Origin of the sequence: Sporocytophaga sp., assembly GCF_017745095.1 — a bacterium.
Lineage (GTDB): Bacteria > Bacteroidota > Bacteroidia > Cytophagales > Cytophagaceae > Sporocytophaga.
In genome coordinates this window covers 116,951-134,723 of sequence record NZ_JAGHZZ010000004.1, presented here as the reverse complement: position 1 = coordinate 134,723, position 17,773 = coordinate 116,951, and the positions used below count along the sequence as shown (strand labels likewise).

The window sequence follows — 17,773 nt, the reverse complement described above, 5'->3', positions numbered from 1 at the left end:
CTTGAGGTTACCGACCCTGACTCCTCTTCAACATAGCATTCCTGATGGCGGCAAGGTCTCCTTTTGGAATTGAATTTATCAATTTCTTTGTATATTCTGACTGCGGGTGATTATATATTTCTTCAGCGTATCCTATTTCCTCTATTTTCCCTTTGTTCATTACCAGAATTCTGTCAGACATGAACTTCACTACAGACAAGTCATGAGAGATAAAAATAGAGGTAAAGTTAAAATCCTCTTTAAGCTTATTCAACAAGTTAAGTACCTGTGCCTGAACCGATACATCTAGTGCAGAAACAGACTCATCGCATATTATAAATTTAGGATTTAAAGCTAAAGCACGCGCAATACATATCCTTTGTCTTTGCCCGCCTGAGAACTCATGCGGATATCTTTCAAATTGCTTGGAACTTAAACTTACTGTTTCTAAAAGTTCTACGGCTCTTCTTCTCCTTTGGAAGTCACTATCCAAAACTCCATTTACACGCATCGGCTCTATGATTGCTTCGCCGACAGTCATTCTTGGATTAAGGGAAGAATATGGATCCTGAAAAATGATCTGCATATCTTTACGCAACTTTCTCAGATCTTCCCCCTGAACATCTTTTATGCTCTTTCCTTCAAAATAAATATCTCCTCCTGTTGGTTCAATTAATCTTAAAATTGTTCGTCCAAGTGTTGTTTTTCCACAACCAGATTCACCTACCAGACCTAATGTTTCACCAGGATAAACATCAAATGAAACATTATCAACTGCTTTAACATAATCTGTAACTTTTCCGAATAACCCTTTGGAGATAGGAAAATATGTTTGAAGATCTTTGACTTTTAGGTGAGGTTCCTTTTTCTTCAGATCATCCTGACGATCTTTGATTTCATCTTCCGAGACAAAGTTGTAAAGTAAGGCATGTCCTACAGAAGAAAACTTATGATCTTTCTTTTCAACAATATTTCCGGACTCATCCTTTTCCATGAAATCTGACACTACAGGTAAAACCCGTAATTTCATATCCAGTCTCGGGCGGCAAGCAAGAAGGCCTTTTGTATAAGGGTGTTGAGGATTGTTAAATATATCGTAAGTGGTACCTGATTCTACCACCTTTCCGTGGTACATTACCATTACTCTATCAGCAATTTCTGCTATTACGCCAAGATCATGTGTAATGAAAATAATAGACATATTATTTTCATCTCTGAGTTGGCTCATCAATTCCAGAATTCTTGACTGCACAGTAACATCCAAAGCAGTTGTAGGTTCATCTGCTATAAGCACCGATGGATTACAGCTCATGGCCATCGCAATCATTACCCTTTGTTTTTGTCCACCAGAAATCTGATGAGGGTACGCATCAAATATATCGCTTGGTCTTGGGAGTTTTGCCTTTTCAAAAAGTTCTATTGTCTTTTGCCTAGCTTCCTTTTTAGAAAGCTTTTGGTGCAAAAGAATGGCTTCCATCACCTGATCTCCGCAGGTATACACTGGATTAAGCGATGTCATCGGCTCCTGAAAGATCATGGAGATCTCGTTGCCTCTTTCATGCTGCATTTCCCGCTCGGAAATCTTAGTAAGATCGATAATTCCTTTATCGGGAGAGTTAAATAGAATACTGCCCCCCACAATCTGACCAATCGGATTAGGAACAAGCTTCATAATAGAAAGAGCCGTTACCGATTTTCCAGAACCTGATTCACCAACGATGCCGAGAGTTTCTCCCCTTTTGAGTTGAAAACTAACATCATCTACAGCTTTGACAATATTATCTTCAGATTTAAAGTATGTCTTTAAATTTCGAACATCTAGCAAAAACTCATCTTTTTTCCCGCCGTTAGCAGACATCTGTGTAATATTCTGATCTCAAATAAATTAACCGAAACAAAAGAAATTATTCATCAATTGCAAAACAAAATATTTTTTTCCCCTACCAGTTCAAGACAATGCAACTTTAGAAAAACCTGAGCAGTAACAAGCACATCTTTCTCGCAGTAAGTCCTAATTGCATCAAGCCCATCTTCCTTGTAATAAGATACATTGACGTAACTTCCGTCCATCTGATCTTTACTTGTAGGGATATCGAATACAGTGGCCAAAGTTTCCAGAGAAGTATAATTTTTTCTATCTCCGAACTTCCACATTTCCAATGTATCATAGTGCAGGATTTCCCAAGGCTTTTTTCCTGATATATTTAATGATTCAGGAATTGGGATAGAATTTATAAGCATTCTGCGACATAAATAAGGAAAATCAAATTCTTTTCCATTATGTGCACAGAGTCTTAGTTTTCTGGGATCAAATTTTTCAATCAGTCGTTTAAAATCTTCCAAAAGCTCCTTTTCATTATGCCCCCAGAAAGATTTTATTTTAAGGGATAACTCCCCCTGCTGAAAAAAGAAATAACCTACTGAAATAGTGATTACTTTTCCGAATTCCGAAAATATAGCCCCTTTTTCAAAATAAAGTTCATCGGGTTCTTTTTGATCATCAATCATCCCTGATTTTTTCGTCCAGAGATGCTGCAGCCTGTCACTAAGCTCATGATACGAGGCCGTACCGGTGACAGTTTCAATATCCAGGAATAAAATGTCCCCGGCATTCTTTAGTATGTCCATTCTAAAAAGCTGATTGTTTCCCTAAATTTTAGGGATAAAAATCCTTTTTCCAAATATGCTCTGAAAATCAAGCATCATGTATGTAATATTCCCTGAAGTTCCAGTTGTGGAATAAATACCAGATTTTTTTCTATAATACTTTCAGGTACGAAAATAAATTTTTTATCAAAAATCTGATTATTGACATAATAACTGATCCAGTATTCATTGTATAAGTGAAATACCGCCGGATCTATAGGCTCAATTTTAAGCGTGCTTTCAGACGAAAGTAGCTGAATATGGTGTCTTAATGTAGATGTTATCTGTTGATCACCTTCCTTAGGACCATAGCCTTTAGAACGGATTGTTATGTCTCTTAAATCAAATTTATTTTCATTAATCATGAAAACATTCCAGCTGTAATCTCCCGCATCGCCTTCTCTGACAATCGCTACGGAAACACCTTCTACCTGAGGGAATAAGATATCCTTTTTCATTGATTTCGAAATTTACTTTTGAACAATGATCATTTCAAATAAGCCTGCCAATTTTTCTTTCAAAATGGCTTCAACCTCTTCCATATTTACTTTCTTGCCTACTTCTGCTTCAATTGAAGTAACGGCTTTATCTGAGATACCGCAGGGTACTATATTATTAAAATAATTTAAGTCTGCATTCACATTCAAGGCAAATCCATGCATAGCTACCCATCTGCTGGTTTTGACACCCAAAGCGCAAATTTTTCGGCCTTTTTCCGGTGTTTCTGAATTAATCCAAACACCAGTAAGCCCTTCTATTCTTCCCCCAACAATGCCATACTCCGCAATTGTCTGAATTACTCCTTCTTCCAGTAATCTAAGGTATTTATGAATATCGGTAAAATAGTTTTCCATATCAATAACCGGATAGCCAACTAGCTGTCCTGGACCATGGTACGTGATATCTCCACCTCTGTTTATATGGTAAAATTCAATACCCTCCTTTTTCAGTTGATCTTCTTGTAAAAGCAAATGGCCGGCATCTCCGCTTTTCCCAAGAGTATAAACATGAGGGTGTTGACAAAACAGAAGGTAATTTGGTGTTGGCTTTTGATCTTCTGCAGGTATGCCTCTGTTTGAAAGTTTAACAGATACAATTTCATCAAAAAGCTTAGTTTGATAATCCCAGGCTTCTTTATAACTGATAAGACCAAGATTTTCAAAAAAGACTTTTTTATTAATTACTTCATTCACAACTTTATAGCTTTACACCTGAATTTCAGGGTACCAAGATACTTCATTAACGCATCAACGACAAAAAGCTAATGGGAAACAATATAATTTCAGGGAAAAACGGAGAGGACATGGCAGGGAGATTTCTGGAGACCAAAGGCTATTCTGTACTCTTTCGGAATTACCGATATAAAAAACTTGAGATCGATATTATTGTCCGCAAAGAAAATCTGCTGGTCTTTGTAGAAGTTAAAAAAAGAAAGAATTCAAAATTTGGCTTTCCTGAAGCTTCAGTCTCCGAAAGGAAAGCTTCTCTGGTGATGACGGCCGCTGAAAACTTTATTTTTGAAAATAATTGGAAAGGCCCAATCAGATTTGATATTGTTGCAATTACCGGACAGGAAATCGTCCACTTTGAGGACGCATTTCACTAAGGCAGTGAATAGGTAACAGTAAACAGCCCCTGTTTCTATTTACTCTTATTGTTTTCTGTTTCTGTTGCTACCAGGAGGTCGTTGAGCTTGTTTCTTCCCTGAAGGATCTTTCCCACCTGTTTTAGTCACAGGCACTGCCTTTCCGTTCTGGACAATCAGATTCCCTTCTTCATCCCATTCAGTAAGTACATAAGGTTCAAACTGCTCGTCTTTGTATGGACTTGCAGGATGCTGGATTTCTTTCCTGCGTTTATTTTTCTCGGTAAAATATTCCACCCAGATTCCAACCTTAATGTTATCAATGTATTTTCCGTGAACTAAGGTCCAGCCTTTTTCATTAAACAGACAATAAGTTCCATTAAGCTGCTTATTTACCAATGGTTTTACTTCTTTTACTTTTGTCCTTTCGTTATCAAAATAGATAATTTCTGATTCTTTGGGCCAGCCTTTGTAAAACTTGACTTTATCAAGCAGGATATTATTTTTTCCGTACCGCTCCCATCTTGCATGTTTTGTCCCCACATAAAAAATTCCGGACTCAACTACCTCTCCACCTACTGTTTTTTTATAGGGGCCATGCAGTATTCTATAATTGAGCAATTCCTTTTTATCAATGGAAGCAACTTTTAAAACCTTTCTTTTGCGGACATCGAAAACATAGTATTCGCCCACATAAGGATTAGGTTCTTTGTAGGTTTTCAGCAAGTGAAAAGTTTCAATGGTAACCTGTTTTCCTCTTCCTATTTTGGTAAATCCTTTGCGGGTTTTTATTCCGTAGAAAACGTTTTTCTTCCTTTTCTTTTTCTTGGCTTTATTCGGAATACTATCTGCGGCGACCAATATATCCGGAATAGAATCAGTTGCAAATGAATCAGACGGGTCATTTTGCGCAAATGAAGGAGAGGCTATTCCCATTAATATAAAAAGCCATAAAGCAAGTTTGCGGAAGTTTAAAAAAGCCATTCCAGTTTATTTTCTACCCGTTATCAACGTTTGATGCGCAAAAATAATATATCAAAGCAAAAATTCATTCTACAGATTCAATCTTCCTGATGAAATAACATTTTGTTTACACCGAATCAATTGTTATCCTTCAAATCTTTTATGAGCTCTTGTTCTTCAAATTTGTGAGGAATAGTTACATCGAAATAGAGTTTTTCCAACTTTTGTTTGTTTTTCCCCAAAATCCAGACATCATAAAAGCGGTTATCTTTTAGGATGGTTTGCCTTTCTACAATCTTAAGCCCAAGAGCGCTTAGAACCTCTATTTCATCCCCAAAGAAAATAACCTGATAAGCTGTCTCTGGTGATTTACCATCGCCCGAAGCAAGCACAGCTTTAAGTAAAACATTGTATTTGCTTCTGGCAACGATTTCTTCTTTTTTAACCAAAGACCTTAAAGCGTAAGATTTTTCAAAAAGTACAGTCAAATCCGTAGGAATAGAATGATCTATACTATCCGCAAGCTCTATTACACCTTCAAAGTTTTTAGCATAATTAAGTTCTTTCAACCTTTTTTCAAGATCGTCCATTTCAAAAGGACTATAATCTTCCCTGAAGGCAAAACCATAATAAAGATGCTTAAAATCGTCCTTTTTTAAGGTTGTATCCAGGGAATTGAATCTTTTTAGCAATGTTGGATAGAAAAATCTACTTTCAGGATTTTTAATAGCATGCTCAATTGCCTTCACATCAACTTGTTGTCCCCGTGAGGATAAAACAGTAAGTAGAAGAAAAAAACAAACAACAAACCCTGATTTCATGCACTAAGCTCCGGCTTTTTCTAATCTTAATCCAAATGAATAAATATGAGGAAGAGGATTTTGCCTCATATATTGCCTAACTTTCATTTTGTATTTTCCTGAATAAGGAAAAATGTATCCAGGTAATGCTAATATCCTGTAATCATAAACGCCACTTACTCCTTTACCAAAAGGCTTTCCGGTTTTCGAATCCATCAGATCCATTCCTTGCAACTTTTGATTTATCTCTCTGCCTGCAGAATCCAACAAATTGTATTTTACATAGAGATTATAAAATGGATAATCAACCGAATACCTCACATTATACAGTACATTGTACATTTGTCTGTGATCCGGCACCTCAAAATCAAAGGTAAGCTCCTTATTCTCTTCCCACTTATTATCAGGAAAATCGAAGTTCTGTTCGTATATCCTCGATTTATCACAAGAGCTTAAAATAAATAAAATCAGGACTAGAATAGTCGAAATTCTGTTTTTCGTCATATTTGTTTGTCCGGCGTAGAATTCGGATTATTATTTGTATTTTTTTGATCAGATCCCTGTTTATTAGGATTACCTCCCTTTGGTTGATTGGGGTTACCTTTAGGTTGGTTAGGATTTCCTTTATGCTGTTGATTAGGGTTCCCCTTCGGTCTGTTCTGATTATCCCTCTGAACATTTTGACCACCTTTATTCTGATTTTCTCTAGGAACATTTTGGCCACCTCTATTCTGATTTTCCCGAGGAGCATTCTGATGCTCTTTCTGTGGCTGCTTTTCCCTTTGGTTATTTTGAGGAGAGGGTCCTTTCTCTCTATTAGGATGACTGCTCTTCTCTCTATTTTCTCTGTTTGGATGTTGATGTTGTTTCTGTGCCTGAGGCCTTCTTTCCTGCTGCGTCTTCCTTTCCTGGCTGGAAACAGAAGTATCCCCCTCACCACTTCCTTGAACATTACCGGTATTGGGACCTTTTGATTTCTTCTTCTTCTTTTTCTTCTTCTTGTATTTCTCATCCAGACGCTTCAGCTCGTTCAGATCGTCTTCCGCCTTTTTCTCCTCATCCTGAATTGAAGTATCATTTTCATCCAGAGAAACTGGAGTTACTCCTTTTTTATTTAACTCAAGAATTGCATTGACCCTTTCAACAGATAGTGGGTACCAAGTGGTATCCTCCCTGTATCCGAACCACATGATTTTCTTGAAGATATCCGTTTTTTGCAAATATGCTTCACCTCTTTCTGTAAGAAGCGGATCTTCGACAGTAGGAATATCTTTTAATGCATCGACATAAGTATCAAGCTCATAATTGAGACAACACTTCAGTCTCCCGCATTGACCGGAAAGTTTGCTTGGATTCAAAGAAAGATTCTGATATCTGGCTGCAGAAGTGGAAACACTTTTGAAATCAGAAAGCCAAGTCGAGCAGCAAAGCTCTCTTCCACAGGACCCTATTCCTCCAAGACGTCCAGCTTCCTGTCTAAGACTGATCTGCCTCATTTCTACCCTGATTTTAAACTCAGTGGCAAGGCATTTAATCAGTTCGCGAAAATCTACTCTATCGTCTGCTGAATAATAAAAAGTAGCTTTAGTATTATCTGCCTGGTATTCAACATCTGTCAGCTTCATATCAAGCTTCAGCTCATTGATTATTTCACGCGTACGGAAAAGTGTAGGAAGCTCCCTTTTTTGAGTATTGTCAAATTTCTCAATATCTTTTGCATTGGCGATACGATAGATGTCTCGAATCTGATCATCTTCTACAATGTTCTTCTTTTTCATCTGAAGACGTACCAACTCACCCTGCAAAGAGACAAAGCCTAAGTGATGCCCATTTGGAACATTAACTATGACCGGATCTCCATTATTAAGTTCAATGTCATTGACATTTCTGAAATATTCTTTTCTTCCGCCCTTAAAACGTATTTCTGCTATTTTAAATGAATGTACTCTGGTAGGCTCCATGTTTCCGAGCCAATCGAATGTATTCATTTTATTACATCCGCCAGACGAGCATCCTCCGCTTTTTCCGCAACCACCAGTGCTGCACCCGCCTCCGGAACTACAAGAACTGCATCCCATCTCCTATATATTTATATATGTGTGTAAAATTTGTAACCCCATCATTAAAATGATGATTTACAAATATATTCTTTATTTTTCAATTAAAGCCAAAAGGTCGAGACCGATGTCTCTTCTGTAATACCTTTTCTCCCAAATCACATTTTCCGCAGCTTTATTTGATTTTAAAAGAGCTCCCTGAATGTCTTGTCCTAATCCTGTAAGTGCGATAACCCTCCCTCCATTTGTAATCAACTTATTATCCTTCAAAGCAGTACCAGCATGAAAGGCCAATACTTCACCTACATTTTCCAGTCCGGAAATAACTTTTCCTTTTTCGTAGTCTTCGGGATATCCACCAGCTACCAGCATCACCGTAGTTGCTGTTTGATCGGACACTTCAAGATTGACCTCGTCAAGTTTTTTGTCAGCTACTTTAACTAATACCTCTAAAAAGTCATTTTTGATTCGGGGAATTACAACTTCAGTTTCGGGATCTCCCATTCTGGCATTGTATTCAATAACGTATGGCTCCCCTTTAACATTCATTAATCCGAAAAAAATAAATCCTACATAATCAATCCCTTCAGCCTTCAAACCATTTATAGTAGGAATAATTACCTTTTTCTCAACCTTATCCATGAATGCTTTATCTGCAAATGGAACAGGAGAAACAGCTCCCATTCCTCCTGTATTTAGGCCTGTATCTTTTTCACCAATTCTCTTGTAATCTTTAGCTTCCGGAAGTATTTTATATGTAGATCCATCAGAGATAGTAAATACCGATAATTCGATGCCATCAAGGTATTGTTCTATAACTACTTTCGCACTTGCTTCCCCGAATTTTTTATCCTCCAGCATTTCTCTTAATGCTGTCTTAGCCTCATCTTTTGATTGGGCGATGATAACACCTTTTCCGGCAGCCAGACCATCAGCTTTCAGTACTATAGGCAGACTCTGAGTTTCAATATATTCAAGTCCTAGCTTCAGCTCATTTGCGGTAAATGTTTTAGATGCAGCAGTTGGAATTCCATATTTCACCATAAAGTTTTTGGAGAAATCCTTGCTGCCTTCCAACATAGCACCATCCTTTGAAGGGCCTATTACAGGTATTTGTTTTAACGAATCTGTACTTTTAAAATAATCGACTATCCCCTCTACAAGAGGTACTTCTGGTCCAACAAGCACCAAATCGATTTGATTTTCAACACTAAACTTGCCTAGTTTTTCAAACTCCGTTACCTGCAGAGGTACATTTGTTGCAATTCCCTCTGTCCCTCCATTTCCTGGAGCTACGAAAAGTTTTTTACAAAGCGGACTTTGTTTTATTTTCCAAGCGAAGGTATGTTCTCTTCCTCCCGACCCAACAATTAGAATATTCATTTAAATTTTAATGCGTAAAATTTTCTGTATATGTTATAAATTTAGTTTGCCAGTTCTGACAAGAATTTAATTCTCATTAGTCTAATTTCATCTTCTGAGTAGTCTCCTCCCAGTTCTTTCATTGCAAGAGCGATGTTATCATTTTCAGCCCCCATGAAATAATCATAGATCTCATCTTGTTTATCACCATCCATGATCTGATCGATATAATAATCAAGGGTTAATTTGGTACCTGAATAACAGATATGTTCTATTTCCTCTGTCAGTTCTGCAAGGCTCAAACCTTTAGCTTCAGCTATTTCATCCAGGTCAATTTTCCTATCAATCTGCTGGATAATAAAAATTTTGATTTTAGATTTATTTACAGAAGATTTTACTACGACATCTGAAGCTGTTTCAATGTCATTCTCTTCAACATACTTCCTAATCAGTTCAATAAATGGTCTACCGAATTTTTGGACCTTTCCCATTCCCACGCCATTGATATGACTGAGTTCATCATTAGTGGTGGGGAAAGTGGTAGCCATTTCTTCAAGAGATGGATCTTGAAAAATGACATATGGAGGTAAGCCCTTGTCTTTTGCTATTTTCTTTCTTAAAGCCTTTAAAGAATCAAAAAGGGCAGGATCATAAGATTTAGCAGCGGATGCCTGTTTTTCAATTTCTTCTTCTGAGGTCTCACCTGAAAAATCATGATCTTTGCTGAAAGACAGAGGAACCGGGTTTTCTAAATATGCAAGACCTTTATCAGTAATTTTAAGAATCCCGAAATTATCTATATCTTTTTCGAGTAGCTCCTGCAATACAATTTGTCTGTATAGAGAATTCCAGTATTCAATAGTCTGATCTTTTCCTTTGCCAAAAACTTCCAACTCATTATGATTGTAGCTCTTGACGTAATCATTTTCCATTCCGACAAGAACAAGACTTAAGTGACTAGCATCAAATCTTTCTTCCGTCTGCATCACTGCTTTAACAGCTAGCACGACTTCATCTTGAGCTTCGAATTTTTCTTTTGGCTTTATACAGTTATCGCAGAACCCGCAATCCTTTTCTACAGTTTCTCCAAAATAATGTAACAATTGCTTTCTTCTGCATACAGAAGACTCTGCATACGCAGCCATCTCCTGAAGCAGATGTTTTGCATTATCACGCTCAGTAACAGATTTATCTTTGTTAAACTTCTCAAGCTTCAGTATATCCTCGTAGGTATAAAACATGATACAGTTTCCTTCAAGTCCGTCCCTGCCTGCTCTTCCTGTCTCCTGATAATATCCTTCAAGGGACTTGGGGGCATCATAATGAATGACATATCGAACATCTGGTTTGTCAATACCCATTCCAAAGGCAATGGTAGCCACAATTACGTCAGCATCTTCATTCAGGAATGCATCCTGGTTATTCATTCTTACACTGGCATCAAGCCCAGCGTGATAAGGCAATGCTTTAATACCATTGACTTTAAGTAGTTCTGCTATTTCTTCTACTTTTTTTCTGCTAAGACAATAGACGATACCTGACTTTCCTTTATTGTCAAGCACATACTTGATGAGTTGCTTTTTGGTATTGTGCTTTTTGCGGACTTCATAGTAAAGATTCTTTCTATTAAATGAAGATTTAAACAAAGCCGCTTCCTCCATATGGAGGTTCTTCTGAATATCTATCTGAACTTTAGGAGTTGCAGTGGCTGTGAGCGCTATAATTGGCAACTCTGTACCGAGCTGATCTATAATGCTTTTTATTTTTCTGTATTCCGGTCTGAAGTCGTGGCCCCATTCTGAGATACAGTGTGCTTCGTCTATTGCGACAAAGGATATATTTCCCTTTTTAAGGAAATCGATATTTTCTTCTTTAGTCAGCGACTCCGGAGCAACATAGAGCAGTTTTATGTCTCCACTCAGAGTTTCTTTTTTTACTTTGTTAATCTCGACTTTAGTCAGTGTTGAATTTAAAAATTGTGCATTGACTCCCAGTGCATTTAACTGGTCAACCTGATTTTTCATCAAAGCGATAAGCGGAGAGATAACAATGGCCGTACCTTTTGTCATGATTGCCGGCAATTGATAGCAAAGAGATTTACCGGCCCCAGTAGGCATTATTACGAAGGTATTTTTTCCGGCTAAAACATTGCTAATGATTTCCTCCTGATATCCTCTAAATTGATTGTAACCAAATACAGCCTTAAGCTGACCGATTACCTCAACTTCATTTTCGACTAACATTTTCTCATCTAACATCATTAAATCTTAAAACCTTTATATATTTGTCAGGTAAACAATTGAATGATTCCTTACCTTGAAATTAGTAAAAAATATTAGAAATACAGCAATAAATGTTTTATTGAGTGAAGCTGATGCAATAAAAAAACTTGTAGACTTCATCAATGAAGACTTTGAAAAAACTGTAGAAGCAATACTTCGCATCAAGGGTAGAGTTGTTGTAACAGGTATTGGAAAAAGTGCAATTATAGGAAGTAAGATTGTTGCCACGCTTAACTCTACAGGCACGCCTGCTGTGTTCATGCATGCAGCAGATGCCATCCATGGCGATCTTGGAATGATACAAAAGGATGACATAGTTATTTGTCTTTCCAAAAGCGGTAATACACCGGAAATCAAGGTACTTGTACCTCTCATCAAAAGAACTGGATGTCAAATGATTGCACTTGTAGGCAATACAGAATCATTTCTTGCGCAGGAAGCGGATTTTATTTTGAATGCCACAGTAGAAAAAGAGGCATGTCCAAATAATCTTGCCCCTACTACAAGCACAACGGCTACGCTTGCGCTCGGCGACGCTCTGGCTGTTTGCCTATTGGAAATGAAAAATTTCTCCAGCAGCGATTTTGCATTATATCATCCTGGAGGTTCTCTGGGGAAAAGATTATATTTAAGAGTGGGGGATATATTTCCTCACAACAGCAGACCGGCAGTAAAAGCGAATGCAGGAATAAAAGAAGTTATATTTGAAATTTCATCGAAAAGACTTGGAGCTACTGCTGTTCTCAATGAAAATGATGAACTTATCGGTATCGTTACTGATGGGGATATACGAAGAATGCTTGATAAATTTGGGACGATAGAAGGAATCAAAGCAATTGATATCATGAGCCCAAATCCCAAAACAATAGATAGCGAGGAGTATGCTGTTAATGCACTAAATATCATGCAGCAAAATAACATAACTCAACTAGTAGTTGTTAACGGGAAAAAAGTAGAGGGGTTTATACATCTTCATGATTTATTAAAAGAAGGGCTTGTCTAATCTTAATTAAGATCAATTTTTAAATTTAAACATAATGAATAAAGACTATTATGTGGTGATTATGGCCGGTGGGATCGGAAGCAGATTTTGGCCTTTCAGCAGAGAGAAATTCCCAAAACAGTTTCACGATGTATTAGGCACCGGAAAATCTCTTTTGCAACAAACAGCAGAGAGATATTTTAATATTCTTCCCAAAGAGAATATACTGGTTGTAACAAACAAAATATATGCTGACCTCGTGAAGCAACAGCTGCCATTCATGAAAGATGAGCAGATATTGAGCGAGCCTATAGCCAGAAACACTGCACCATGTGTTGCATATGCATGTTATAAAATAAAACAAAGCAATCCCAACGCAACTATGGTGGTTGCACCTTCAGACCATGTTATTCTTAAAGAAAATGAGTTTGAGTCTACCATTAAGATCGCAATGGATGCTGCTTCAAAAAGTGATAAACTCATTACCTTAGGTATTAAACCCAGCAGGCCTGATACAGGATATGGATACATCCAATATCTTGAAGAAAATCCTGACAGAATAAAAAAAGTAAAAACTTTCACTGAAAAACCACAACTGGAACTTGCTCAGAAGTTTCTGGAAAGTGGTGACTTTGTTTGGAATGCAGGAATATTCATCTGGAATGTGAATGCCATCATAAAAAATTTCCAGAAGCACTTGCCTGAAATGGCTGAAATATTTGAAGAAGGTAATGGCAAATATTGGTCTAAAGATGAAGAAGGCTTTATTGGTACTGCGTATTCTCAATGCAAGAATGTCTCTATAGATATTGGAATTATGGAAAAAGCTGAAGAAGTTTTCGTAATGCTTAGCGACTTCGGCTGGAGCGATCTTGGTACCTGGAAATCACTTTATGAACTTTCCAACAAAGATGAGAACAGCAACGTGATAGAAGGTAACACTATGCTATATGATGTTAAAAATTGCATTGTTAAAGTACCTAAAGAAAAATTAGTTGTAGTAGAAGGACTTGAAGACTTTATCATTGCAGAGTTCAACGATGTTTTGATGATCTGCAAGAAAGATCATGAGCAGAGAGTCAAAGACTTTGTTTCAGACACAAAGAATAAAAAAGATTCAAAGTTTATATAAATATAAAGAAGCCCCGAAGATCGGGGCTTCTTTATTATAATTATTTTTTACAATCCTCTCTGTCGAATAGCTTCATACAATATCATTCCTGCCGCTACTGAGACATTTAGAGAGCCTATTTTTCCAACCATTGGTATCCTTACAATTTCGTCAGCTTTTTTAATGATCTCATCTGAAATACCATCTTCCTCTGACCCCATTACGATTGCAACTGGATCATTATATACTGCATCTGCAATAGTTTTTTGAGCCTTTTCTGTGCAGGCTACTACAGACAGCCCGCTTTCTTTAAGGTATTTTATCGTTTTCATCAAGCTTTCTTCTCTGCAGACAGGAATATGATTCAATGCTCCTGCGGAAGTTTTAACAGCATCACTGTTTATCTGAGCAGCCCCCTTTGCAGGAATAACAATAGCATGAACACCCATACATTCTGCAGTTCTTGCAATTGCTCCAAAATTTCTAACATCGGTGATTCTATCCAGAACTAAAATCAATGGAACAGCACCTGACTGAAAGCAGTCAGAAATTACATTATCCAGAGAGGCATAAACAATAGAGGACATGAAACAAATTGCCCCCTGGTGATTTTTCTTCGTTATGCGGTTCAGCTTCTCAACAGGCACTCTCTGAACAGGTACTTTATGATGAAATGCCGCCTGTAATAATTCGTTCATAAGAGGTGAAGATTGCTCCTTCTGAATAAGAATTTTATCAATCTCTTTACCTGCTTCTATCGCTTCTATAATCGGCCTTATACCGAAAAGTAATTCTGATTTATTTTGTGGGGAATTTCTCTCCATTGGGTATTCGTTTAAATCACAATGCCAGGGCAAGCCTGGCATCGGGATGGTAATATTTTTTTTAAATTAATTTTATTGATTAAAAAGGTATGAATATGACATCAATACCTCTTCAAACTTCGCTGCCTCTTTGGCTTTTCCACCTTCTTTCAAAGCTCTGATGATAGAATCAAGAATATAGAAATTCAACTCATAATCTCTGCCATATGGCATCTTTATTCTCTTATAGTATTCCAGATTTTCAATAGCCCTGTTACCCATTTTATTCGCTATATCCATCGCCATTTTTTCATTTCCTGTTTTAAAGAAAATCTGAATGAAAGGAGGTGTTGCAATATCATAAGTAATAGGATCATCCGGCATTACTTTGAAGCAATGTTCTGCTACTTGTTTGGCCTTTTCAGTTTCACCATTGTTATACAAAGTTGAAGCTAAACGATAAAACTGAGATCTTGAATTTACTGTCATTCTGAAATAATTTTCATCATAGTAAACCTTAGGATTATCAAGTTCTCTCCAGAAGAAATTCTTCATCATGTTATCATACATCACCTTATCATAAACAAAGCCTTGAGAAGCATTTGGGTATTTTATCGGCATTAATCTGTGAGCCAAACCTTCTAACTGAGTATAATCTTTCAGGTTAAGGAAATTAGAACCAGACAACGTAGTAGAGAAATAAATCGGTCTCTTCCAATTGTTGGTAACAATCATATCAAGAATGATAAGATCTTTCTTCTCCAAAGTATTTATTCCGATATTCCATGCTAGTCTGTCCAGAATCTGTCCTTTAAGAGTATCAGGAACTGCTCCGGTAGCAAGCACTGCATTTTTATCTATGTTCAGGTAAAGATTTTTTGAAGGAAGTGTTGTGTAATAATCCCCTCTTCCGCTTTCCTGTCTGATTTCTGGGTTATCTGTTTTTACAAGCTGAATATAACCCGCAAGATTAATTCCATTCTTAAACTGAGGTTTTTCTACAAAATAAATCTGATCATTTTTCCCCTGAATATAATTTTCAAAGTTCAAGGATATTGGCAATGGAGCTGATTCATAAGCTTGCTGCTTCATCTGCTTGATATACCAATCTGTATTTAAAAGACTCAAATTACACACTCGCACATCAGTACGGAAACCTTCTACTTCCTGAACATACCAAAGAGGGAAAGTATCATTATCGCCGCCAGTGAATAAGATCGCATTAGGAGCACAAGAATTCAAAAGGTTCTTCGCTGAATCCACAGAATAGAATCTATTTGATCTGTCATGATCATCCCATCCTTGTTGTCCCATAATTGCAGGTACGGAGAGACATAGTATAAAGGATATAACAGAACGTGTTGACTCACTTTTTACTATTCTTTCCATCAGATCAGCGATAAAGAACACACCTAATCCAATCCAGATAGCAAATGCATAGAAAGATCCGGCAAAGGTGTAATCCCTTTCTCTAGGCTCAACCGGTGGCTGATTCAGGTATACAACTATTGCAAGGCCAGTAAAGATAAACAACAAAGAAACTACTATCCCATCATTTCTTTTTTTGCTAAACAGATACACAAAACCTACAACACCCAATATAAATGGCAATAAGAAAAAGTTGTTTCTTGCTTTATTATTTTTCAGGTATTCCGGCAGATCCTTTTTGAAATAATCCCATGGCCATAACACGTCACTATCCTGAATATCACTTTCTCTTCCGATAAAGTTCCAGCCAAGGTAACGCATATACATATGACCAATCTGATAACTGAACATATAACCTTTATCCTGCCAGAAAGATGGTTTTTTCCCTTCTCTCAGGTTCATCATACTTTGATACGCTTCCACATGGTGAGGCTGAGTACTGTAGGCCCTAGGAAATAATGTTACATGCTTTGGATCATAGATATAATCCATCTTGTAATCAAAAACAACATACTGACCAGTAACAGTGTCTTTTCTATAAAGAGGGGCTCCTTTTTCTACGTCAATAGGATAACCTGCTGTAAACAATGGGCCTTTAAAAATTGGTCGGTCACCATATTGCTCACGTTTTAAATAAGAAACAAAGCTAATTACGTTTTCAGGATCATTTTCGTCAATCGGAGGATCAAAGTTCGATCTGACAAGGATAATACCATAAGATGCATATCCTATAAGAATGAAAGTCAAACCTAAAAGACAAAGATTTAAAAGATACTTTTGATTTTTGATAGAATAAACTATTCCGAATATTAAAGCACTTAGAAAAAGAATTCCGAAGAATATGATACCGGAATTGAACGGAAGACCCAGATTATTAACAAAGAAGATCTCAAAGGTTCCGGCAAGAGAAGGTAAGCCTGGAATAATTCCTGATAATACAACAACGATGATTACACCACTTAAAAGGAAAGTTGCTATTACGCCTACTTTTGTGATATCATATTTCTTAAAATAGTAAACAAAAGCAAGTGCTGGTATTGCAAGCAAGTTCAATAAGTGAACTCCAATAGAAAGACCGATGGTATAAGCAATCAAAAGTAACCATTTGTCAGCTCCAGATTCTTCAGCCTTAGTTTCCCATTTTAAAATTGCCCAGAATACAAACGCTGTAAAGAATTGAGACATTGCATATACTTCTGCTTCAACAGCAGAGAACCAGAATGAATCTGAGAATGTAAAGGCAAGACTACCTACTACCCCGCTACCAAATATTGCGATTTTCTCACCAAGAGTAGGATTCTCATAATCCTTTGCAAATTTCCTAGCAATGAGTGTGATGGTCCAAAAGAGAAATAATACAGAGAAGCTGCTGGATAAAGCAGAAACCATATTGATCCAGAATGCCACCTGGGTGACATCAGAGGCAAGTAAGGAAAATATTCTTCCTATTAATAAAAAGAACGGCGCTCCCGGAGGGTGAGGAACTTGTAACTTGTAGGAACAGGCGATGAACTCACCACAATCCCAAAAGCTTGCCGTAGGCTCAATAGTGAGCACATAAACAGCTGTTGCAAAAATGAAAACCAACCACCCCAAGAGGTTATTTAGTTTTGAGTAATTTGAATTATACATCTTTACCAATTAAAAATTTATGGAAGGCGAAATTAGCAAAATTCTATCAATTGACTATTAATTACCACTCCTTTATTGAACGTTCAAAAATACATGGTAATATATTTAAATTACATTACCTACCCTTCTGAGTGTGTATAAAA

General features: G+C 37.1%; 15 protein-coding genes. 3 read left to right on the top strand and 12 right to left on the bottom strand.

Annotated elements, in window-relative coordinates:
* Positions 1-7 precede the first annotated feature (7 nt).
* The 4 genes from J7604_RS07570 to lipB form a co-directional block, all read right to left on the bottom strand.
* The gene (locus tag J7604_RS07570; RefSeq protein ID WP_293893537.1) at positions 8-1,837 is read right to left on the bottom strand and encodes an ABC transporter ATP-binding protein; all 1,830 of its coding nucleotides are present in this window, start codon (positions 1,835-1,837) and stop codon (positions 8-10) included.
* A gap of 53 nt (positions 1,838-1,890) precedes the next feature.
* Positions 1,891-2,607, bottom strand: coding sequence for a 3'-5' exonuclease (locus J7604_RS07565; RefSeq protein ID WP_293893534.1), 717 nt, complete (start codon positions 2,605-2,607; stop codon positions 1,891-1,893).
* 74 nt (positions 2,608-2,681) lie between these two features.
* On the bottom strand, positions 2,682-3,083 hold the full coding sequence (locus tag J7604_RS07560) for a hypothetical protein (RefSeq protein ID WP_293893531.1): 402 nt from the start codon (positions 3,081-3,083) through the stop codon (positions 2,682-2,684).
* Positions 3,084-3,095: 12 nt separating this feature from the next.
* Positions 3,096-3,818 (bottom strand): lipoyl(octanoyl) transferase LipB, encoded by a 723-nt coding sequence (gene lipB, locus J7604_RS07555; protein WP_293893528.1) that lies wholly within the window; start codon positions 3,816-3,818, stop codon positions 3,096-3,098.
* A 71-nt stretch (positions 3,819-3,889) separates the two neighbouring features.
* On the opposite strand from lipB, the gene J7604_RS07550 reads away from it, so the two are divergent.
* A complete protein-coding gene (locus J7604_RS07550) occupies positions 3,890-4,231 on the top strand; it encodes a YraN family protein (RefSeq protein ID WP_293893525.1) in 342 nt (113 codons plus the stop codon).
* Positions 4,232-4,276: 45 nt separating this feature from the next.
* Here the strand turns inward: J7604_RS07550 and J7604_RS07545 are convergent, their stop codons facing one another.
* The 6 genes from J7604_RS07545 to recQ form a co-directional block, all read right to left on the bottom strand.
* Positions 4,277-5,194, bottom strand: coding sequence for a hypothetical protein (locus J7604_RS07545; protein ID WP_293893522.1), 918 nt, complete (start codon positions 5,192-5,194; stop codon positions 4,277-4,279).
* A 116-nt stretch (positions 5,195-5,310) separates the two neighbouring features.
* On the bottom strand, positions 5,311-5,994 hold the full coding sequence (locus J7604_RS07540) for a DUF4919 domain-containing protein (RefSeq protein ID WP_293893519.1): 684 nt from the start codon (positions 5,992-5,994) through the stop codon (positions 5,311-5,313).
* A 3-nt stretch (positions 5,995-5,997) separates the two neighbouring features.
* The gene (locus J7604_RS07535) at positions 5,998-6,477 is read right to left on the bottom strand and encodes a gliding motility lipoprotein GldH (RefSeq protein ID WP_293893516.1); all 480 of its coding nucleotides are present in this window, start codon (positions 6,475-6,477) and stop codon (positions 5,998-6,000) included.
* On the bottom strand, positions 6,474-8,051 hold the full coding sequence (gene ricT, locus J7604_RS07530; protein WP_293893513.1) for a stage 0 sporulation family protein: 1,578 nt from the start codon (positions 8,049-8,051) through the stop codon (positions 6,474-6,476). Before ricT ends, J7604_RS07535 begins: the two co-directional genes overlap by 4 nt.
* A gap of 72 nt (positions 8,052-8,123) precedes the next feature.
* Positions 8,124-9,413 carry a phosphoribosylamine--glycine ligase gene (gene purD, locus J7604_RS07525; protein ID WP_293893510.1) on the bottom strand — a complete coding sequence of 430 codons (1,290 nt, stop codon included), beginning with the start codon at positions 9,411-9,413 and terminating at the stop codon, positions 8,124-8,126.
* A 41-nt stretch (positions 9,414-9,454) separates the two neighbouring features.
* Entirely contained in the window at positions 9,455-11,635 is a 2,181-nt protein-coding gene (recQ, locus tag J7604_RS07520) for a DNA helicase RecQ (protein ID WP_293893507.1), read from the bottom strand.
* Positions 11,636-11,708: 73 nt separating this feature from the next.
* Between recQ and J7604_RS07515 the strand changes: the two genes are divergently transcribed.
* Positions 11,709-12,677, top strand: coding sequence for a KpsF/GutQ family sugar-phosphate isomerase (locus J7604_RS07515; protein ID WP_293893504.1), 969 nt, complete (start codon positions 11,709-11,711; stop codon positions 12,675-12,677).
* A gap of 34 nt (positions 12,678-12,711) precedes the next feature.
* Positions 12,712-13,788 (top strand): mannose-1-phosphate guanylyltransferase, encoded by a 1,077-nt coding sequence (locus J7604_RS07510; RefSeq protein ID WP_293893501.1) that lies wholly within the window; start codon positions 12,712-12,714, stop codon positions 13,786-13,788.
* A gap of 47 nt (positions 13,789-13,835) precedes the next feature.
* Here J7604_RS07510 and rlmB read toward each other — a convergent pair whose 3' ends face one another.
* On the bottom strand, positions 13,836-14,591 hold the full coding sequence (gene rlmB / locus J7604_RS07505) for a 23S rRNA (guanosine(2251)-2'-O)-methyltransferase RlmB (RefSeq protein WP_293893498.1): 756 nt from the start codon (positions 14,589-14,591) through the stop codon (positions 13,836-13,838).
* A 72-nt stretch (positions 14,592-14,663) separates the two neighbouring features.
* Positions 14,664-17,630, bottom strand: a complete 2,967-nt coding sequence (locus J7604_RS07500) for a DUF2723 domain-containing protein (RefSeq protein WP_293893495.1) — start codon at positions 17,628-17,630, stop codon at positions 14,664-14,666.
* Between the last annotated feature and the right edge of the window lie 143 nt (positions 17,631-17,773).

Excerpts from the sequence above, each read along its gene's own strand:
- J7604_RS07545 (WP_293893522.1), bottom strand. The coding sequence starts at position 5,194 with ATGGCTTTTTTAAACTTCCGCAAACTTGCTTTATGGCTTTTTATATTA.
- J7604_RS07535 (WP_293893516.1), bottom strand. The coding sequence starts at position 6,477 with ATGACGAAAAACAGAATTTCGACTATTCTAGTCCTGATTTTATTTATT.
- J7604_RS07550 (WP_293893525.1), top strand. The coding sequence starts at position 3,890 with ATGGGAAACAATATAATTTCAGGGAAAAACGGAGAGGACATGGCAGGG.
- J7604_RS07540 (WP_293893519.1), bottom strand. The coding sequence starts at position 5,994 with ATGAAATCAGGGTTTGTTGTTTGTTTTTTTCTTCTACTTACTGTTTTA.
- purD (WP_293893510.1), bottom strand. The coding sequence starts at position 9,413 with ATGAATATTCTAATTGTTGGGTCGGGAGGAAGAGAACATACCTTCGCT.
- ricT (WP_293893513.1), bottom strand. The coding sequence starts at position 8,051 with ATGGGATGCAGTTCTTGTAGTTCCGGAGGCGGGTGCAGCACTGGTGGT.
- J7604_RS07565 (WP_293893534.1), bottom strand. The coding sequence starts at position 2,607 with ATGGACATACTAAAGAATGCCGGGGACATTTTATTCCTGGATATTGAA.
- J7604_RS07560 (WP_293893531.1), bottom strand. The coding sequence starts at position 3,083 with ATGAAAAAGGATATCTTATTCCCTCAGGTAGAAGGTGTTTCCGTAGCG.
- J7604_RS07570 (WP_293893537.1), bottom strand. The coding sequence starts at position 1,837 with ATGTCTGCTAACGGCGGGAAAAAAGATGAGTTTTTGCTAGATGTTCGA.
- J7604_RS07500 (WP_293893495.1), bottom strand. The coding sequence starts at position 17,630 with ATGTATAATTCAAATTACTCAAAACTAAATAACCTCTTGGGGTGGTTG.
- recQ (WP_293893507.1), bottom strand. The coding sequence starts at position 11,635 with ATGTTAGTCGAAAATGAAGTTGAGGTAATCGGTCAGCTTAAGGCTGTA.
- J7604_RS07510 (WP_293893501.1), top strand. The coding sequence starts at position 12,712 with ATGAATAAAGACTATTATGTGGTGATTATGGCCGGTGGGATCGGAAGC.
- rlmB (WP_293893498.1), bottom strand. The coding sequence starts at position 14,591 with ATGGAGAGAAATTCCCCACAAAATAAATCAGAATTACTTTTCGGTATA.